The organism is Curtobacterium sp. 9128 (assembly GCF_900086645.1).
GTDB lineage: Bacteria > Actinomycetota > Actinomycetes > Actinomycetales > Microbacteriaceae > Curtobacterium.
In genome coordinates this window covers 2,070,859-2,088,623 of record NZ_LT576451.1, presented here as the reverse complement: position 1 = coordinate 2,088,623, position 17,765 = coordinate 2,070,859, and the positions used below count along the sequence as shown (strand labels likewise).

The 17,765-nt window shown below is 70.7% G+C and carries 15 protein-coding genes and 1 pseudogene; 1 reads left to right on the top strand and 15 read right to left on the bottom strand.

All coding sequences use genetic code 11. The annotated features are described in order from the left end of the window. Positions 1-32 precede the first annotated feature (32 nt). Positions 33-1,457, top strand: a complete 1,425-nt coding sequence (locus QK288_RS10090) for an MDR family MFS transporter (protein ID WP_281264194.1) — start codon at positions 33-35, stop codon at positions 1,455-1,457. A gap of 131 nt (positions 1,458-1,588) precedes the next feature. On the opposite strand, the gene QK288_RS10085 is transcribed toward QK288_RS10090, so the two are convergent. The 15 genes and pseudogenes from QK288_RS10085 to QK288_RS10015 form a co-directional block, all read right to left on the bottom strand. Further along, positions 1,589-2,518 carry an RluA family pseudouridine synthase gene (locus QK288_RS10085; RefSeq protein ID WP_281264193.1) on the bottom strand — a complete coding sequence of 310 codons (930 nt, stop codon included), beginning with the start codon at positions 2,516-2,518 and terminating at the stop codon, positions 1,589-1,591. Next, complete coding sequence (gene lspA / locus QK288_RS10080) at positions 2,515-3,174, bottom strand: signal peptidase II (RefSeq protein ID WP_281264192.1); 660 nt, start codon at positions 3,172-3,174, stop codon at positions 2,515-2,517. The genes QK288_RS10085 and lspA overlap by 4 nt, the downstream gene beginning before the upstream one ends. A gap of 1 nt (position 3,175) precedes the next feature. Then, a pseudogene (locus QK288_RS10075) lies at positions 3,176-3,864 on the bottom strand (DivIVA domain-containing protein). 195 nt (positions 3,865-4,059) lie between these two features. Continuing rightward, complete coding sequence (locus tag QK288_RS10070; protein WP_281264191.1) at positions 4,060-4,356, bottom strand: YggT family protein; 297 nt, start codon at positions 4,354-4,356, stop codon at positions 4,060-4,062. A 107-nt stretch (positions 4,357-4,463) separates the two neighbouring features. Beyond that, complete coding sequence (gene sepF, locus QK288_RS10065) at positions 4,464-5,045, bottom strand: cell division protein SepF (RefSeq protein WP_281264190.1); 582 nt, start codon at positions 5,043-5,045, stop codon at positions 4,464-4,466. Positions 5,046-5,090: 45 nt separating this feature from the next. Beyond that, positions 5,091-5,789, bottom strand: a complete 699-nt coding sequence (locus tag QK288_RS10060; RefSeq protein WP_281264189.1) for a YggS family pyridoxal phosphate-dependent enzyme — start codon at positions 5,787-5,789, stop codon at positions 5,091-5,093. A gap of 5 nt (positions 5,790-5,794) precedes the next feature. After that, positions 5,795-6,961 carry a cell division protein FtsZ gene (gene ftsZ, locus QK288_RS10055; protein ID WP_281264188.1) on the bottom strand — a complete coding sequence of 389 codons (1,167 nt, stop codon included), beginning with the start codon at positions 6,959-6,961 and terminating at the stop codon, positions 5,795-5,797. A gap of 159 nt (positions 6,962-7,120) precedes the next feature. Beyond that, positions 7,121-8,326, bottom strand: a complete 1,206-nt coding sequence (locus QK288_RS10050; protein ID WP_281264187.1) for an FtsQ-type POTRA domain-containing protein — start codon at positions 8,324-8,326, stop codon at positions 7,121-7,123. After that, a complete protein-coding gene (murC, locus tag QK288_RS10045) occupies positions 8,323-9,726 on the bottom strand; it encodes a UDP-N-acetylmuramate--L-alanine ligase (protein ID WP_281264186.1) in 1,404 nt (467 codons plus the stop codon). The genes QK288_RS10050 and murC overlap by 4 nt, the downstream gene beginning before the upstream one ends. Further along, positions 9,723-10,820, bottom strand: coding sequence for a UDP-N-acetylglucosamine--N-acetylmuramyl-(pentapeptide) pyrophosphoryl-undecaprenol N-acetylglucosamine transferase (locus tag QK288_RS10040; RefSeq protein WP_281264185.1), 1,098 nt, complete (start codon positions 10,818-10,820; stop codon positions 9,723-9,725). The genes murC and QK288_RS10040 overlap by 4 nt, the downstream gene beginning before the upstream one ends. Further along, positions 10,817-12,037: a putative lipid II flippase FtsW gene (ftsW, locus tag QK288_RS10035; protein ID WP_281264184.1), complete on the bottom strand. Its 1,221-nt coding sequence runs from the start codon at positions 12,035-12,037 to the stop codon at positions 10,817-10,819. The genes QK288_RS10040 and ftsW overlap by 4 nt, the downstream gene beginning before the upstream one ends. 7 nt (positions 12,038-12,044) lie before the next feature. Beyond that, positions 12,045-13,568, bottom strand: coding sequence for a UDP-N-acetylmuramoyl-L-alanine--D-glutamate ligase (gene murD, locus QK288_RS10030; protein ID WP_281264183.1), 1,524 nt, complete (start codon positions 13,566-13,568; stop codon positions 12,045-12,047). Next, complete coding sequence (mraY, locus tag QK288_RS10025) at positions 13,561-14,664, bottom strand: phospho-N-acetylmuramoyl-pentapeptide-transferase (RefSeq protein ID WP_281264182.1); 1,104 nt, start codon at positions 14,662-14,664, stop codon at positions 13,561-13,563. Before mraY ends, murD begins: the two co-directional genes overlap by 8 nt. Continuing rightward, positions 14,661-16,124 carry a UDP-N-acetylmuramoyl-tripeptide--D-alanyl-D-alanine ligase gene (gene murF, locus QK288_RS10020; protein WP_281264181.1) on the bottom strand — a complete coding sequence of 488 codons (1,464 nt, stop codon included), beginning with the start codon at positions 16,122-16,124 and terminating at the stop codon, positions 14,661-14,663. Before murF ends, mraY begins: the two co-directional genes overlap by 4 nt. After that, on the bottom strand, positions 16,121-17,743 hold the full coding sequence (locus QK288_RS10015; protein ID WP_281264180.1) for a UDP-N-acetylmuramoyl-L-alanyl-D-glutamate--2,6-diaminopimelate ligase: 1,623 nt from the start codon (positions 17,741-17,743) through the stop codon (positions 16,121-16,123). The genes murF and QK288_RS10015 overlap by 4 nt, the downstream gene beginning before the upstream one ends. Positions 17,744-17,765: the final 22 nt, after the last annotated feature.

Sequence of the window (17,765 nt, the reverse complement as noted above, 5' to 3'; positions counted from 1 at the left end):
GGCGCCAACAAGAAACGGGAGCGTATCTCCAAATGGACAAGAACCTCAGCAGACTGGCCATCGCGCTGGTCGTCGGTGCGATGGCACCGTTGTTCGACTCGACGATCGTGAGCGTGGCGCTGCACACCCTCAGCCGCGACCTGCACGCCAGCGTCGACACCATCCAGTGGGTCAGCACCGGCTACCTCCTCGCGATGGGCGTCACGGTCCCACTCGTCGGGTGGCTGCAGAACCGTGTGGGCGGGCGGCGCCTCTGGATGGCGTCGCTCGTGGTCTTCCTGATCGGCAGCATCCTGTGCTCCCTCGCGTGGGACGCGCCGAGCCTCATCGCGTTCCGCGTCGTCCAGGGCGTCGGCGCCGGCGCGATGATGCCGCTGCTGACCACGCTCCTGATGCAGGCGGCCGGTGGACGGAACGTCGGCAAGCTCATGTCGGTCGCGTCGCTGCCCACCGCGCTCGGGCCGATCCTCGGCCCGGTCATCGGCGGACTCATCCTCGGTGCCGGCAGCTGGCCGTGGCTGTTCTGGGTGAACGTGCCGTTCGCGGTCGCCGGACTCGTCCTCGCCTGGCGGTTCATGCCGGCGGACGGACCGGTCGGCACGGCGCGGCTGGACGCCGTGGGCCTCGTGCTGCTCTCCCCCGCCGTCGTCGGCGTCCTCTACGGCTTGAGCAACGCGAGCCGGTCGGGCGGCTTCGCCCGGTTCGACGTGTGGGCCCCGCTCGGCGCCGGCGTCGTCCTGCTCGCCGCGTTCGTCCTCTGGGCAACACGCCGCCGGGGTGCCGCCCTGGTGGACCTCGCCCTGCTCCGACACCGCCCGCTCGCCGCCGCGGCCACGCTGATGTTCCTGATGGGCGCGGCGCTGTACGGCGGGATGCTCCTGCTGCCGCTGTCGTTCCAGGAGCTGCGTGGGACGGACGCGCTCGGCGCCGGGGTGCTGCTCATCCCGCAGGGCGTCGGTTCACTGCTCAGTCGATCGCTCGCCGGACGGCTCACCGACCGGATCGGCGCACGGCTGGTCGCGGTCGTCGGGTTCGCCGTGGTCCTCGCGGCGACGATCCCCTTCGCCTTCGCGGACGGCTCCACGAACGAGTGGTGGATCGCACTCGTCCTCGTCGTCCGCGGGCTCGGCCTCGGTGCCGTGATGATCCCGATCATGGCCGTCGGCTTCGTCGGGCTCGACCGACCGGAGATGCCGCACGCCAGCACCATCACCCGGCTCGCCCAGCAGCTCGGCGGCGCGTTCGGGACTGCCGTGCTCGCCGTCGTGCTCGCGGGCGCCGCCGCCGGGGGCGACGCGGCTGCGGCCTTCCAGCAGGCGTTCTGGTGGGCGATCGGCATCACCGGGTTCGCGACGGTGCTCGCGCTGCTGCTGCCCGGCCGTCAGGCAGCCGGTGGCGAGACATCGGTGTCCACGTCCGCGTCCGCCCGGCAGCCGGCGACCAGCACCGTCGAGTGAGCAGGACCGAGTGAGCACCGTCGAGTGAGCACCGTCGAGTGAGCAGCAGTGGCGGCCCGACCGAGTGGCGGGCCGCCACGACTGCGCACTCGATGGTCCGCGCGCGACGACCGGCGGGCGTGTCCGCGCGATCAGACCGACGCGCTGCGGATCTTCTCGAGCGCGAGCGCCAGGTCCTCCGGGTACTCGGCCTGGAACTCGACCCAGTCGCCGGTCCGCGGGTGCGCGAACCCGAGCCGGACGGCGTCCAGCCACTGCCGCGTCAGCCCGAGCGACTCGGCGAGCACCGGGTCCGCGCCGTACATCGTGTCGCCGACCAGCGGGTGCCTGGTCGCGGCCATGTGCACGCGGATCTGGTGCGTCCGCCCGGTCTCGAGGTGCACCTCGAGCAGGGTCGCCGACCGGAACGCCTCGAGCGTCTCGTAGTGCGTCACGCTCGGCTTGCCGTCGGAGGTGACCGCGAACTTCCAGTCGCTGGATGGGTGCCGTCCGATGGGCGCGTCGACCGTGCCGGAAGTCGGGTCCGGGTGCCCCTGCGCGAGTGCGTGGTAGACCTTCTCGACCGTGCGCTCCTTGAACGCCCGCTTGAGGTGCGTGTACGCGAGCTCCGTCTTCGCGACGACCATCAGCCCCGAAGTTCCGACGTCGAGCCGGTGCACGATCCCAGCACGCTCGGCGGCGCCGGACGTCGCGATGGTGAACCCGGCGGCGGCGAGGCCACCGGGAACGGTGGGGCCGTCCCACCCGGGAGACGGGTGCGCGGCGACGCCGACGGGCTTGTCGACGACGACGATGTCCTCGTCGTCGTGGACGATCGTCATGCCGGGCACGACCGCGGGGACGATCCGCGGCGCTTCCTTCGGGGTCCATTCGACCTCGAGCCACGAGTCCGCGTGGAGCCGGTCGGACTTGTCGACGACGGCACCGTCGACGCGCACGCCCCCGGCAGCCACGACGTCGGCCGCGAAGGACCGGCTGAAGCCGAGGAGCTTCGCGATGGCGGCGTCGACACGCTCACCGGCGAGCCCGTCCGGGACGGGCAGGGAACGCGACTCGGTCACGTCGCGTCGTGCCCCAGCGAGTCGGACGAGGGACGGGAGGCTCGGCTGGTGTCCGCGACGTCGGCGACGGTTCCCGACTCGGGAACCGCAGCGTCCGTGGCGGCGTCGCCAGGAGCCTCCTGTCCGCCCTTCTTCGACGAGACGGTCCTGGTGCCGTCGAGGTTCACCCCGAAGACGACCAGCAGCACGAAGACCACCATGCTGATGCAGATGAACGAGTCCGCGATGTTGTAGATCGCCGGCATCATCCACGGCGTCGAGATGAAGTCGACGACGTGCCCCTGCCCGAACCCCGGCTCGCGGAAGAGCCGGTCGCTCAGGTTCCCGAGCGCCCCGCCGAGCAGCATGCCGAGCACGATCGCCCACCACATCGAGTGGATGCGCCGGGCGAAGACGATGATCGCGACCACGACGGCCGCGGAGACGATCGAGAACACCCAGGTCATGTTCACCGCGAACGAGAACGCGGCACCGGGGTTCCTGACGTAGAGGAACTGCAGGGCGTTCCCGAGCACGGGGACGACCTGACCGTACGGGAGGTTCGCGACGACGAGGGCCTTCGCTCCCTGGTCGAGCGCCACCACCACGACAGCGGCGAAGGCCAGTGCCGCGATCGCGCGGACACTGACCTTCGCTCGTTGGTCTTGCTGGGACAAATCAGTTGCCGAAGCCCTGCGCCGATGCCGGCGCGGGGGTGAGACCAGACTGCTCGGTGCCCGACGAGGAGTCGAGTTCGCTGAGCTGGCTCTGGATGTAGCTCTTCAGCTGGGCGCGGTAGTCGCGCTCGAACGTGCGGAGCTCGTCGATCTTGCCCTCGAGCTGCGTGCGCTCCTGCTCGAGCACCGCAACACGCTGACGGTTGGTGTTCTCGGTGTCGGCGATGATCTGGCGCTGCTTGGCCTCTGCATCGGAGACGAGGCGCGCGGCCTGGGCCTGGCCCTCGGCGATGAGCGCGTCGCGCTTCTCGACGCCTTCGCGGACGTGCTCCTCGTGGAGACGACGCGCGAGCGTCAGGAGGTTCGTGGTGCCCTCGGTGTCCTCGTCCGCGCTGACCGTGGCGGCCGGGGCTGCAGCAGCGGCCACCGGTGCGGGCTCGGGAGCGGCGGCGACGGGGCCGGCTCCGGCTCGGGCTCTGCAGCGGGGGCGGGCTGCTCGGTCTCGGCCGACTTCGGCGCGGACTCGGCGGCCTGCAGGCGCTGACGGAGCTCGTCGTTCTCCTGGGTCAGGCGACGCAGCTCGACCACGACCTCGTCGAGGAAGTCGTCGACCTCGTCCTGGTCGTAGCCCTCGCGGAACTTGGTCGGCTGGAACCGCTTGTTGACTACGTCTTCCGGCGTCAAAGCCATTGCCGTCACCTCAATAGAACTGCTGAACGTGTGGAACCGAAACGTCTCGCTGCGAATGTACCAGGCGAGACTCCCGGTGCGGATGCCCACCGGAGCGGGCATCGATCCCGACCACCGTACACCGACGCGGGGCCCGATCCGTGATCATGACCTGGGCGTGGCGCGTCGCGGACGACGTGGATCGAGTGCTGCGGGTCAGACCGTGACCGAGATGACCCGCACGATGCTCATCAGGATGATCGTGACGAGCATCACGATGGACCAGCCGAAGTCGAGTGCGACGGCCCCCATCCGCAGCGGCGGGAGAGCGCGGCGCACGGTCCGGATCGGCGGATCCGTGAACGTGTAGACGAACTCGGCGACGACGAGCATCCCGCCGCGGGGACGCCACGACCGGTTGAACGCCTGCACCATGTCGAGCGCGAACCGCCCCCAGAGCACGAAGAAGTACAGCAGGAGGAGGAAGTACAGGATCGTGAAGATCACGGACACGGTGCGGCTCGCTCGTCTCGGGTACGTGGTGCCGGGAGGGCACCGCGTACGGGGCGGGTGGGCCTGGGCGGCGCCACACGGTCACGGGGACCGAGCGACGCGACGACTCAGGACTGGGCGAAGAAGGACGCCTCGATGTCGGACTCTACCTCTGGTGCCTCACCACTCACTGCGACGTGGGCCGGGGAGAGCAGGAACACCTTGTTGGTGACGCGCTCGATCTTGCCGTAGAGACCGAGGGACAGGCCGCTCGCGAAGTCGATCATGCGGCGGGCGTCGGCCTCGGTCATCTGCGAGAGGTTGATGATGACGGGGATCCCGTCGCGGAAGCTCTCGGCGATGGACTGGGCGTCCTTGTACTCGCGCGGGTGGACGGTGAGGATCTCGTTCATTTCCTGGACCGGGGTCGCCTTCTGTGCGGTCGTGTGCGAGCGGCGGAGCGGGGTGACCTGGGCGCCGCGCTGGTGGGTGTGCTTCGGCTCGGCCGGAGCGGGGGCGGTCGCCGTGGCTGCCGGTGGGGCGGCGGGGGCCGCTGCCGGTGCTGCCTCGTGCTGCACCGCGGGAGGTGCCGACTGCTGCTGCTGGGCGCGCGCCTGGGCCGGCGACGCCTGCTGCTGCTCGTCCTCGTACTCGAGTTCCTCGTCGGCGAGGCCGAGGTACACCATCGTCTTCTTCAACGGACCGGCCATGGTTCCTCCAGTGGTGTTCGTGCTCGTGGATGCCCTGCGACGAGGCTAGGGCGAGACCGGGCGGTTTCCGGTGATTGCCGTGCCGATCCGTAGGTGTGTCGCGCCCTCGAGCACGGCGTCGGGGAAGTCGCCGCTCATGCCGGCCGAGATGTCCGTCGCGGTCGGCACGATCCGCTGCACGCGCTCGGAGATCGACCGCAGCCGGGCGAAGGCCGGACGGGGCTCCTCGTCGAGCGGCGCGACGGCCATCACACCGCGCAGGGCGATCGTGCCCGTGCCCACGACGCGCTCCACCATCGCCTCGACATCGTCGGGCGCCACCCCGCCACGACCGGGGTCGTCCGTGAGGTTGACCTGCACGAAGCCGTCGATCACCGGCGGCTCGGGCTCGGACTCGGTCGGCGCGAACGCGTCGACGACCGAACCGCGGTCGAGCGACTGCACCACGTGCGCGTACCGGCGGACCTGACGCGCCTTCTTGGACTGGAGCTGCCCGACGAAGTGCCACGTCAGGTCGAGGTCGGCGAGCTCCGCCGCCTTGGCCTGCGCCTCCTGGTGGCGGTTCTCCCCCACGTCGGTGACGCCGAGTGCCGCGAGCTCGCGGACGAGCGACGCCGGGTGGTACTTGGTCACGACGACGAGCGTGAGCTCGCCGGGGTCACGGCCAGCGGCCCGCGCCGCGTCGGCGATGCCGTCGCGGACACGGGCCAGCCGGTCCTGGAGGCTCGGAGGAGCGTCCGACAAGGGCGTTACTTCAGGAAGTCGGGGACGTCGAGCTCGTCGTCGTCACCGTCGAAGGCCGGGTCGGCAGCGCGCTGCGCCGGCGGCTCGTGCTCCTGCGACGCCCAGGACGGCGACGAGGTGGTCGAGTCCTCGATGGCACCGGTCGCGCCGGTGGCGACGGGCACGGTCGAGCCGCCCTCGGGGTCGACCCAGCTCGAGCGACGCTCCTTGAGCTGCTGCGTCGGCTCGCCGCCGTCGAAGCCAGCCGCGATGACCGTGACGCGCACCTCGTCGCCGAGCGTGTCGTCGATGACGGCACCGAAGATGATGTTCGCCTCGGGGTGCACGGCTTCCTGCACGAGACGCGCGGCGTCGTTGATCTCGAAGATGCCGAGGTTCGAGCCACCCTGGATCGAGAGCAGCACGCCGTGCGCACCGTCGATCGAGGCCTCGAGCAGCGGGGACGCGACGGCGAGCTCGGCGGCCTTGATGGCACGGTCGGCTCCCCGCGAGGACCCGATGCCCATGAGCGCCGAACCGGCACCCTGCATGACGCTCTTCACGTCGGCGAAGTCGAGGTTGATCAGCCCGGGGGTCGTGATCAGGTCGGTGATGCCCTGGACGCCGGCGAGGAGCACCTGGTCGGCGGTCGCGAACGCCTCGACCATGGAGATGCCGCGGTCGGAGATCTCGAGCAGGCGGTCGTTCGGCACGACGATGAGCGTGTCGACCTCGTCCTTCAGCCCGGAGACACCGTTCTCGGCCTGCGACTGCCGGCGCTTGCCCTCGAAGCTGAACGGCTTCGTGACCACGCCGATGGTGAGTGCACCGATCGACTTCGCGATGCGTGCGACGACGGGCGCGCCACCGGTGCCGGTGCCACCACCCTCGCCGGCGGTCACGAAGACCATGTCGGCACCCGCGAGGGCCTCTTCGATCTCCTCGGCGTGGTCCTCGGCGGCACGACGGCCGACCTCGGGGTCCGCGCCGGCGCCGAGGCCACGGGTGATCTCGCGACCGACGTCGAGCTTGACGTCGGCGTCGCTGAGCAGCAGGGCCTGGGCGTCGGTGTTGATCGCGATGAACTCGACCCCACGGAGGCCCAGCTCGATCATGCGGTTGACGGCGTTGACGCCGCCGCCGCCGACACCGACGACCTTGATGACGGCGAGGTAGTTGTGGTTCGTGGTCACGTCAGTCCGGCCTCCGGTTGAACCCTCAACCTCTACTTGAAGTTCAGGGTCTTTGCTGCTAGGTGTGGTGCTTGCAACGACGCTACGGGTGCGCTCGCTGCGCTGTCGTGCCGCCACGCCGCGTGTCGGGAGATGCGGTCCCGCAATTCCCCGGCCAGCCTACGACTGGGCGCGGATGATGCCGTTGTCCGGGGCTGAGACGTCGTACTCGACCGCGGTGTTCGGGTCACGGGAGGCGTGGTCCTTCACGAGGGCGTCGAGCAGTGCGGCCTTCGCGTCGGACTCGTCCGGGCTCCCCCACACGACCCGGGAGCCGTCCTTCATGGTCAGCGTGACGTCGTCCGCCGTGGTGGCCGAGACGCCGGACACCTGCGCGCGGACCGTCGACGGCAGCGCGAGGACGACCTCCGTCATCGTGCGGAACACGCTCGAGCCCAGCTTCGCGGAGCCGATGTCCGCCAGGGGCATCGTGTCCGGCTGCGTCGGCGAGGACTGCACGACGATGCCCGCGGGGTCGACGAGCGAGAACGAGTCGCCCGTCTTGACGGCGACGACCGGGGAGCGCTCCGTCACGGTGACGACGAGCGTGTTCGGCGGCTCCTCCTCGGTGACGTAGCTCTCGATGAGCGGGAAGCCCGCGATGTCCTTCTTGATCGCACCGAAGTCGAGCCGGGCGAGCGGCGTGCCGATCTGCTCGGACAGTGCCTGGCGGAGCGCCGCGTCGTCGACACGGCTGGTTCCCTTGATCTCGATCGTCCGGAGCGCCATCAGCGGCGAGTACACGGCGACGAGGATGGAGACGCCGAGGACGACGACGACACCGCCGGCCGTGGCCCACGCGACGCGACGGTGGCGGGAGCGGCGGGTGAACCGACGGACCTCGGCTCGTTCGAGGAGCTTCCGGCGCTTGCGGGCGACGCGCGCTTCGCGCGCGGTCTCGGCGGCGCGGACGCGGGCGCCGATGGGCGTCTCCTCGGCGTGTTCCGGACTGCTCGGACGGGAGGCAGTGGTCGCGTCGACCACGTCGGTGACGGTCGCCACGTGCTCGCGTTCGCCGTGCTCGCTGGCGTCGAGCGCGCCGCCGTCTGGCATCGCGCCCTCCTGCGGACGTCGCGCCCCGTCGCGCGGGGGCGCGACGTTCGCAGCGGGGTGCGGTGTGCGGAGTCCGGTGGTCGCCGGAGCCGGCCGCTTCGGCTCCGGAGCCGGCGTGACGGGGTCGGGCCGGGCCTCCTGGCCGTCACCGGCACCGCGGCGGACGGGCAGCCGCGGGAGTCGCGGTACCCGTCGCTCACGCGGTGCGCGGTCGTGCTCGACCGGGGCCTCCGGCTGGGCCGGACCCTCGTCGAAGCCCTCTGGTCGCTTCACCGCGACAGCGCCTCGAGGACCTGCGGGATGATGCGGTACACGTCGCCGCAGCTGAGCGTCATGATGATGTCGCCGTCACGGGCGACCGCCGCAGCGCGCGCGGACGCCGCTGCCCAGTCGGGCAGGAACTCGACGCGGGACTGGTCGGCGAAGCGCTCCTGGACGAGTGCGCCGGTGACGCCGGGGACCGGGTCCTCCCGCGCACCGTAGACGTCGAGGACGACGGTGTGGTCCGCGAGCTCCTCGTAGACCTTCGCGAAGTCCCCGGCCATCAGCTGGGTGCGCGAGTACAGGTGCGGCTGGTGGATCGCGATGATGCGGCCGTCGCCGACGACGTTCCTCGCCGCCTTGAGCGCCGCGGCGACCTCGGTCGGGTGGTGGGCGTAGTCGTCGTAGACCGAGACGCCGCGCTCGACGCCGTGCAGCTCGAAGCGGCGCTCGGTGCCACCGAAGGCCTCGATGCCGCGGATCGCGTCTGCCGGGGCGACGCCGAGGCCGGTGAGCACCGCGAAGGCGCCGACCGCGTTGATCGCGTTGTGCCGGCCGGGGACGCGGAGGGTCAGGTGGTGGGACTCGCCCGCCGCCCGGAAGTCGACCTCGACGCCGGCGGACTCCACGATGCGCTCGATGCGGACATCGGCGTCGGTGGCCTCGCCGAACGTGGTGATCGCCGGAGCGTCCGGTCGGGAGCGGACACCCGCTGTCACGCGCTTCGCGCCGGCGTCGTCGCTCGACACGACCACGGTCTCGCTCGCCTTGGCCGCGAACTCGACGAAGGCGTCGATGAAGGCGTCCTCGCTGCCGTAGTGGTCGAGGTGGTCGGCGTCGACGTTCGTGATGAGCGCGACGGCGACGTCGTAGAGCAGGAAGGAGCCGTCGGACTCGTCGGCCTCGACCACGAACAGGTCGCTCGAGCCGGGGGCAGAGCTGGTGCCGAGGGACTGGATCACGCCGCCGTTGACGAAGCTGGGGTCCAGACCCAGCTCGACCATCGCGGTGACGATCATGCCCGTCGAGGTGGTCTTGCCGTGTGCCCCGGCGACCGCGACCAACCGGTGCTCGGCGATCAGCGCCGCGAGGGCCTGGGAACGGTGCAGCACCGGCAGACCGCGGCGCTGGGCCTCGAGGAGTTCGGGGTTGTCCGGCCAGAGCGCACTCGTCACGACGATGGTGTCGGCGTCACCGACGTTCGCGGCGTCGTGCCCGATGTGGACGTCGGCGCCGAGCTCGCGCATCCGGCCGGTCGTCGCGGTCTCGCGGGAGTCGCTGCCCGTCACGGTGTGTCCTGCTGCCAGGAACATCCGGGCGATGCCGCTCATGCCGGAGCCGCCGATGCCGACGAAGTGCACCGTGCCGAGGTCGTCCGGGATCGGCTGGGTCAGGTCCGGCTTGATGGTCATGGTTCCTCCGTGGTGCTGCCGCTCGAACGCGCCGCGTCGAGGGCGAGGTCTGTCATCCGGTCCGCACCGTCGCGATGGCCGACGCTGCCGGCCTGCACCGCCATGTTCGCGATGCGGGAGCGGTCCTGCAGGATGCCCAGGAGCTGGAACGTCACCCAGTCCTGGTCGAATTCCTCGTCGGCGACGAGCACCGCTCCCCCGGCGCCGACGACGTCGCGGGCGTTGTGCCGCTGCTCGCCGTTGCCGACAGGGTACGGCACCAGGACGCTCGGCAGCCCGACGGCCGTGAGCTCGCAGACCATGCCGGCGCCGGAGCGGGAGACCACGAAGTCGGACGCCGCGTACGCCAGGTCCATCCGGTCGCAGTACGGCAGGACCGTGTAGCCGTCGAGGCCGCTCGGACCGATGTCGGACTTGCCGCCGACGACGTGCAGCACCTGCCACCCGGCGCCGACGATGGTCGCTGCGGAGCGGTTGATCGTGCGGTTGATGCTCCGGGCACCGGACGACCCGCCGGTGACCAGGAGCACCGGTCGTGCGGGGTCGAGGCCGAACTCGGCCAGGCCCTCCGCGCGGCTCGCCCGCCGGTCGAGCGACTCGATCTCGCGGCGCAGCGGCATGCCGACGACACGGGAGTTCCGGAGGCGGGTGTTCGAGAACGTCACGCCGACGTACCCGGTGAGGAACGCGGCGAGCCGGTTCGCCAGCCCGGGCTTGGCGTTCTGCTCGTGCACGACGATCGGCGTGCCGGTGCGCTTCGCGGCGATGTACGCCGGTGCGGAGGCGTAGCCGCCGACGCCGAGGACCACGTCCACCTGTCGCTCGCGGATGATCTGCTCGGTGCGCTTGACCGCCGCCCAGAACGCCTTCGGGAACCGCAGCGCCGCGGCGTTCGGCTTCCGCGGGAACGGCAGCCGCGGGATGGTCAGCAGCTCGTACCCGCGCATCGGGACGAGTCGCGACTCGAGTCCCTCCGCGGTGCCGAGCACGATGACGGAGTCCTCGGGGGAACGCTCCGTCAGCCGGTCCGCGACCGCGAGCAGGGGGTTGACGTGTCCGGCGGTGCCGCCGCCGGCGAAGAGGTAGGTGCTCACCGGAGTGATCCGTTCCGAAGGTCGGTCGTCCGGGGCAGATCGTGCTTCCCGGGGAGTTCGCGGGCGAAGGACAGCACGACGCCGATCGCGACGAGGGTCATGATGAGCGCGGATCCACCGGCGGAGATGAGCGGCAACGGCACGCCGAGCACGGGCAGCAGCCCGAGGACGACGCCGATGTTCACGAGCGCCTGCCCGATCACCCAGGCCAGCACACCACCCGTCACGGTGCGCACGAAGGGGTCGTTCGAGAGCCGGATGACCTTGATCATCCCGATCGCGAGCACCACGAAGAGGGCGAGCACCACGACGGCGCCGATGAGGCCGAGCTCCTCGCCGATGATCGCGAAGATGTAGTCGTTGTCGGCCTCCGGGAGCCACGACCACTTCGCCTTGGAGTTGCCGAGCCCGACGCCGAACACACCACCGGACGCCAGCGCCCACATGCCGTGGACCGGCTGCCAGCAGAGGTCCTGGTACTGGCTGGTGTCGGTGCAGCCGGAGAGCCACGCGCTGATGCGGGACGACCGGGAACTCGACGCCATGGTGACGAACGGCAGCAGCACGGCGATGCCGATGACCCCGACGAGCAGGTGCCGGAGCCGCGCTCCCCCGACGAACAGCGACCCGAAGACCAGGATCATCATGATCATCGCCGTGCCCTGGTCACCGCCGACGAGCACCAGGCCGATCGACAGCAGGCTCGCGATCCCGACCGGGACGAAGACCTCTTTCCAGTCGTCGAGCTTGTCGCGCTTGACGTACATGATCGCGCCGATGCCGAGCACCAGCGCGAGCTTGAGGATCTCGGAGGGCTGCGCCGTGAACGACCCCAGGCGGATCCAGTTCCGGTTGCCCTGGATCGAGTAGCCGAGGGGCGTCAGCACGACGAGCGCCTGCACGACGAGGCCGACGCCGACGATCCACATCGCCCACTTCCGCCAGAACGCCACGGGGAGCCTGCTGGCGATGAGCATGAGCGGGACACCGATCACGGCGTACATGCCCTGTCGGGTGAAGGCGCCGAAGAAGTCGTGCGTCTCCTTGTACTGCTCGACGCTCGAGGACGACAGCACCATCACGACGCCGAAGACGACGAGGAACAGGGTGACGCCGAGGATCGTGTAGAACGAGCTGGACTCGGCGACGAAGACGTTCTTGACGGCGACGACCGCGCCGTTCGTGCGACGCGCGGCGTTCTGGGTGGACGTGGTCACGCGACCGCTACGGCCGTTCGGAAGATCCGTCGTCGCCATCGGCGTTTCCTCCCAGGTGCTCGTGGACCGCCGCCGCGAAGCGCTCGCCTCGGTCCGCGTAGGAGCCGAACTGGTCGAACGACGCTGCAGCCGGGGCGAGGAGGACCGTGTCGCCCGGTCTCGCGACCGAGGCGGCATGCCGGACCGCCTCGGGCATGACCTGATCAGTGTCCGATGCTTCGACCTGCAGGACGGGCACCGACGGCGCGTGTCGCGCGAATGCCTCGAGCACGGGTCCGCGGTCGGTCCCGATCACGACGACGCCACGTGCGGTGGGGCCGAAGCGCTCGACCAGCCCGTCGATGTCGACGCCCTTGAACAGGCCACCGACGACCCAGACCACGGACTCGAACGACGACAGCGACGCGGTCGCGGCGTGCGGGTTCGTGGCCTTCGAGTCGTCGACCCAGGCGATGCCGTCGGCCGTGGCCACGAGCTCGGTCCGGTGGTGGTCGGCGCGGAAGGCCTGCACGGCGGTCTGGATCGAGCTCGGGCGGACGGAACCCGCACGCGCCAGGGCGGCGGCGGCGAGGACGTTCATCGTCATGTGCGGGCTCGCGAGCCCGGCCTGCTCGAGGTCGGCGTGCGTGGCCAGCTCGAGCGCGCTCTTCTGCCGGTCCTCGGTGAAGGCCCGGTCGCAGAGGACGTCCTCGACGACCCCGACCTCGCCGGGGGCGGGGATGCCCGGCGTGAAGCCCACGGCACGGCAGCCCTCCACGACGTCGGCGTCCTCGACCATGGCGCGGGTGACCTCGTCGGTGACGTTGTAGACGCACGCCAGGACGGTCCGCTCGTAGACCTTCGCCTTCGCCGCGCGGTAGGCCGCGGCGGACCCGTGCCACTCGAGGTGGTCGTCGGCGATGTTCAGGCACGCCGACGCGAGCGGCAGCACCGCACCGTCGCCGGAGTCGGCCATGTAGTGCAGCTGGTGGCTGGAGAGCTCGACCACGAGGACGTCGAAGCCGTCCGGGTCGCGCACGACGTCGAGCACGGGAACACCGATGTTGCCGCAGGCGACTGCCCGCAGTCCCTCGGCCTCGTACATCGCGGTGGTGAGCTGGGTCGTGGTGGTCTTGCCGTTGGTCCCGGTGATCGTCACCCACGGAGCGGCGACCGGCCCGCGGACGACCTTGTCGCGCACGCGCCAGGCGAGCTCGATGTCACCCCAGACGCTGCTGTGCTCCACTGCCCACTGCACGGTCGGGTTGTGCGGCGGCAGGCCGGGCGACACCACGACGAGGTCCGGCGCCTGGTCCTGCAGCGCGGCAGGCACCGAGTCCAGCGGGGTCTGCACGAAGCGGGCGCCGATCACCGCGAGGAGTTCGACGCTGTCGGACGGCGCGTCGGTGGAGTACACCGTGACGGTGATGCCGAGCTCGACGAGCGTGTCCGCGACCGAGAACCCGGTCGCGCCGAGGCCGAGCACGGCGACGTCGAGGCCCTTCCAGCCCTCCGAGTACCAGCTGTCGAGACCATCCAGACGGTCAGCCAACGCGCGCGATCCATTCCAGGTAGAAGAGCCCGATGCCGGCCGCGACACAGAGTCCGGCGATGATCCAGAACCGTACGACGACCGTCACCTCCGCCCAGCCCTTGAGCTCGAAGTGGTGGTGCAGCGGACTCATCCGGAAGATGCGCTTGCCGCCGGTGATCTTGAAGTACGCCCGCTGCAGGATGACCGAGCCGGTGACGATGAAGAACAGGCCACCGATCAGGATGAGCAGGAGCTCGGTGCGGCTGAGGATCGCCAGACCGGCCAGCGCACCACCGAGGCCGAGCGAGCCCGTGTCGCCGAGGAAGATCTGCGCGGGGGACGTGTTGTACCAGAGGAACCCGATCAGGCCGCCGCAGACCGCGGCCGCCACGACCGCGAGGTCGAGCGGGTTCGCCACCGTGTAGCAGGCGTGCTCCGTGTTCGCGTCCAGTCGGGCACCGCCGCACATCTGGTTGGACTGCCAGAACGAGATGATGACGTAGGACCCGATCGCGAGGATGCTCGATCCGGTCGCGAGCCCGTCCAGGCCGTCGGCCACGTTCACCCCGTTCGAGGTCGCGACCGTCAGGAAGACGATCCACGCCAGGAACAGGATCGTGCCGATGACCGTGCCGAGCGCCATGAAGTCGAGCCACGGGATGTCACGGATCGCGGACACCATCGTGGATGCCGGCGGCTTGCCGTTCGCGCTCGGGACGACGAGGGCGATCGTGGCGAAGATGACGCCGACGATGACCTGCCCGAGGATCTTCGCCCACCCGCCGAGACCGAGACTGCGCTGGCGACGGACCTTGAGGAAGTCGTCGACGAAGCCGACGAGTCCGAGCCCGACCATCAGGAACAGCACGAGCACACCGGACAGCGTGATCGAGTCACGCCCGACCAGGTGGCCGACGAAGTACCCGATCACCGTGCCGAGGATCAGGACGATGCCACCCATCGTCGCGGTGCCGCGCTTGGTGTGGTGTGACTGCGGCCCGTCGTCGCGGATGAACTGTCCCCAGCCGAGGCGGTGGAACAGCTTGATGAACAGGGGCGTGAGCAGCAGTGTGAACACCAGCGACACGGCGCCGGCGATCAAGAGGGCGATCATACGGAGACACCTCCGAGACGGTCGCCGAGGAATCGCAGCCCGGCCGACTTCGAGGACTTGACGAGGACGACGTCGCCGGGGCGGACCATCTCCTGCAGGGTGTGGACGGCGTCGTCGACGTCCTCGATGAACACGGACTCGCCGTCCCACGATCCCTCGAGGGTGGCGGCATGGTGGATGGGCATCGCGCCGCGGCCGACGACCACGAGCTGTCCGATGCCGAGACGCACGACGAGCCGACCGATGCGGTCGTGCTCCTCGACGGAGTACTCGCCGAGCTCGGCCATCTCGCCGAGCACGGCGATGGTGCGCTCCCCCGGTCGCACGACCTGTGCGAGGGTGCGGAGCGCGGCGGCGGTCGAGTCGGGCGACGCGTTGTACGCGTCGTTGATCACGGTGACGCCGTCGGGGCCGCCCTGGAGCAGCTCCATGCGCCAGCGCTCGGCACGCGTCATCGACGCGAGCGCGGCGGCGCCGTCGGCCAGTGGGACGCCCCAGCGGTGCGCGACGGCCAGCGCGGCCGTCGCGTTCATCGCGTGGTGCTCGCCCAGGATGGCGAGGCGGACGTCGACGGTCTCGGGGACCTGCGCCGAGCCTCCCGGCTGCTGCTGGTCGGTTTCCGACCGGACGGGAGGCGCGGTGAGCGTGAAGCGCGTGCCGTCGCGGTCCGTGGACACACCGGACAGGCGGTAGTCGGCATCGTCCGACGTGCCGAAGCCGACGACGCGGGCGGCCGTGAGGCCGCGCATGGCGGCGACGCGGTCGTCGTCGACGTTGAGGAGTGCGGTCGCGCTGGCCGGCAGGTCGGTGACCATCTCGGACTTCGCGCGCTGCGTCGCTTCGATGCCGCCGAACTCGCCCGCGTGGGCGAGGCCGACCTTGAGGACGACACCGACGTCGGGTTCGGCGATGCGGACGAGCTTGGCGATGTGGCCGATGCCGCTCGCACCCATCTCGACCACCAGGTAGCGGGTGTCGTGCGTGATCCGGAGCATCGAGATCGGTGCGCCGACGTGGTTGTTGAACGAGCCCTCGGGCGCGACGGTCTCGCCGTGCTGCTGCAGGATGGTCCGCAGCATGTTCTTCGTGCTCGTCTTGCCGTTCGAGCCGGTGATCCCGACGACCTTGAGGCCGCCACCGGCGCGGACGCGGGCGACCACCTCGTGTGCCAGTGCGGCGAGGGCGGCGTACCCGTCCGCGACGACGATCTGGGCGGTCGCGGTGCCGTCCGGCAGCTCGGCCTCGTGCTCGGTGATCACGAGGGCTGCACCGGACTCGGCGGCCGACGGCACGAACCGGTGTCCGTCGGTCTCCTCGCCGAGCAGGGCGAAGAAGACGCTGCCGGCAGTGACCAGGCGGGAGTCGGTCTCGACGGAGCCGTCCACGACCGTGTCGGCGGCACCGCGAACGAGCTCGCCGTCGACCGCGGCGGCGATCTCGGCGAGGGAGAGGGCGATCATCGCGTTTCCTCCACCGGGCCGGCGTTCGGCTCCCAGCCGGCCTCACGGAGGGCCGCACGGGCCTCGTCGCGGGCGGAGTACGGGGTCCTGACGCCCTGGATGTCGCGATAGTCCTGGTGGCCGGGGCCGGCCCACAGGATCGAGTCCCCTTCGCCGACGAGCCCCACCGCGGTGCGGATCGCCGCTTCCGGCGGGCTGACCTCGTGGATCTCGTGGTCCGGGAACGCTTCGCGGGCGGCGTCGACCAGGGTCTTCCTGATGGACGCGGCGTCCTCGAAGCGGGGGTGATGGTCGGTCACGACGAGGATGTCGGAGCCCTCGGCCGCGACCCTGGCCATGTCGCCGCGCTTCGTCGTGTCGCGATCGCCGTCGGCGCCGAACAGCATGACGACCTTGCCCGGGGTGAACTGGCGCACGGCGGCGAGGGTGTTGAGGAACGCGTCGGGGCTGTGCCCGAAGTCCACGTAGACACTCGGCCCGCGGTCGCCGGAGACCCGCTCGGTGCGGCCGGGCAGGTAGCACTCGATGGCGCTGACGGTCTGGTCCGCACCGTCCTCGTAGTGCCGGTGGTTGCTCTCGAGCGCGTGCGCGATCGCCCCCAGCTCGAAGCCGCCCTCGACGAGCATCACGATCGCCAGCGCGGCGTTCGCGGCCATGTGCCAGCCGATGAGCGGCACCCGGGTGGTGAGTTCGCGACCCTCGGGGCCGGTCAGACGGAACTCCGTGTACGCGGCGTGCGCGTCGACGATGTCGACGTGCCACTCGGCCTCGACCTCGGGGTGCACGGTGATGGTCGTGACCGGGATGCGGGAGTCCTGGACGACGCGCTGACCCCAGTCGGTGTCGAGCGAGACGACGCCGCGACGACCGTGCTCCGGCTGGAACAGCGGCAGCTTCGCCTGGTAGTACTCCTCCATGTCGGCGTAGTCGTCGAGGTGGTCGTGGCTGAGGTTCGTGAACGCCACGACGTCGAAGACGATGCCGTCGACACGGTGCCGGCTGAGGGCCTGCGCGCTCACCTCGACGGCGACGGCGCGGACCTCGCTCTCGCGCATGCGGGCGAGGAGTGCGTGCATCTCGCTCGCCTCGGGGGTCGTGAGCCGGCTCGTGACGCTGAGCGAGCCGATGTGGCGCTCCGCGGTGGAGCTGAGGCCGGAGACCAGGCCGAGCTGCTTGAGGATCCCCTCGAGGATGTACGACGTGCTGGTCTTGCCGTTCGTGCCCGTGACCGCGAAGAGCTGCGGCAGATCGGTCGCCTCGTCCGGGTGCGTGCGGTAGACCCACGCCGAGACGTCGCCGAGCGCCGCTCGGGGGTCGTCGACGACCAGGACCGGCAGCCCGGACGGCTCGGCCAGCGCCACGCCGTCGGCGTCGGTCAGGACCGCGACGGCACCGCGCTCCGCGGCCTGGGTCGCGAACTCCGCGCCGTGCCGGTTCGCACCGTGCACGCCGACGAACAGGTCACCCGGCTGCACCTCGGCAGCGCTCAGCGTGACACCGGTCGTCTCGACCGCGTCGAGCGAACCGACGACCCGCAGGCCGAAGGCGTTGGCCAGCTCGGCCACGGCCCTCGGGGTCGGGTGTTCGGGTCGGAGGACCGGGGGGATCCGTGCGGACAAGTGCTCCTTCTTCCTCTCCACG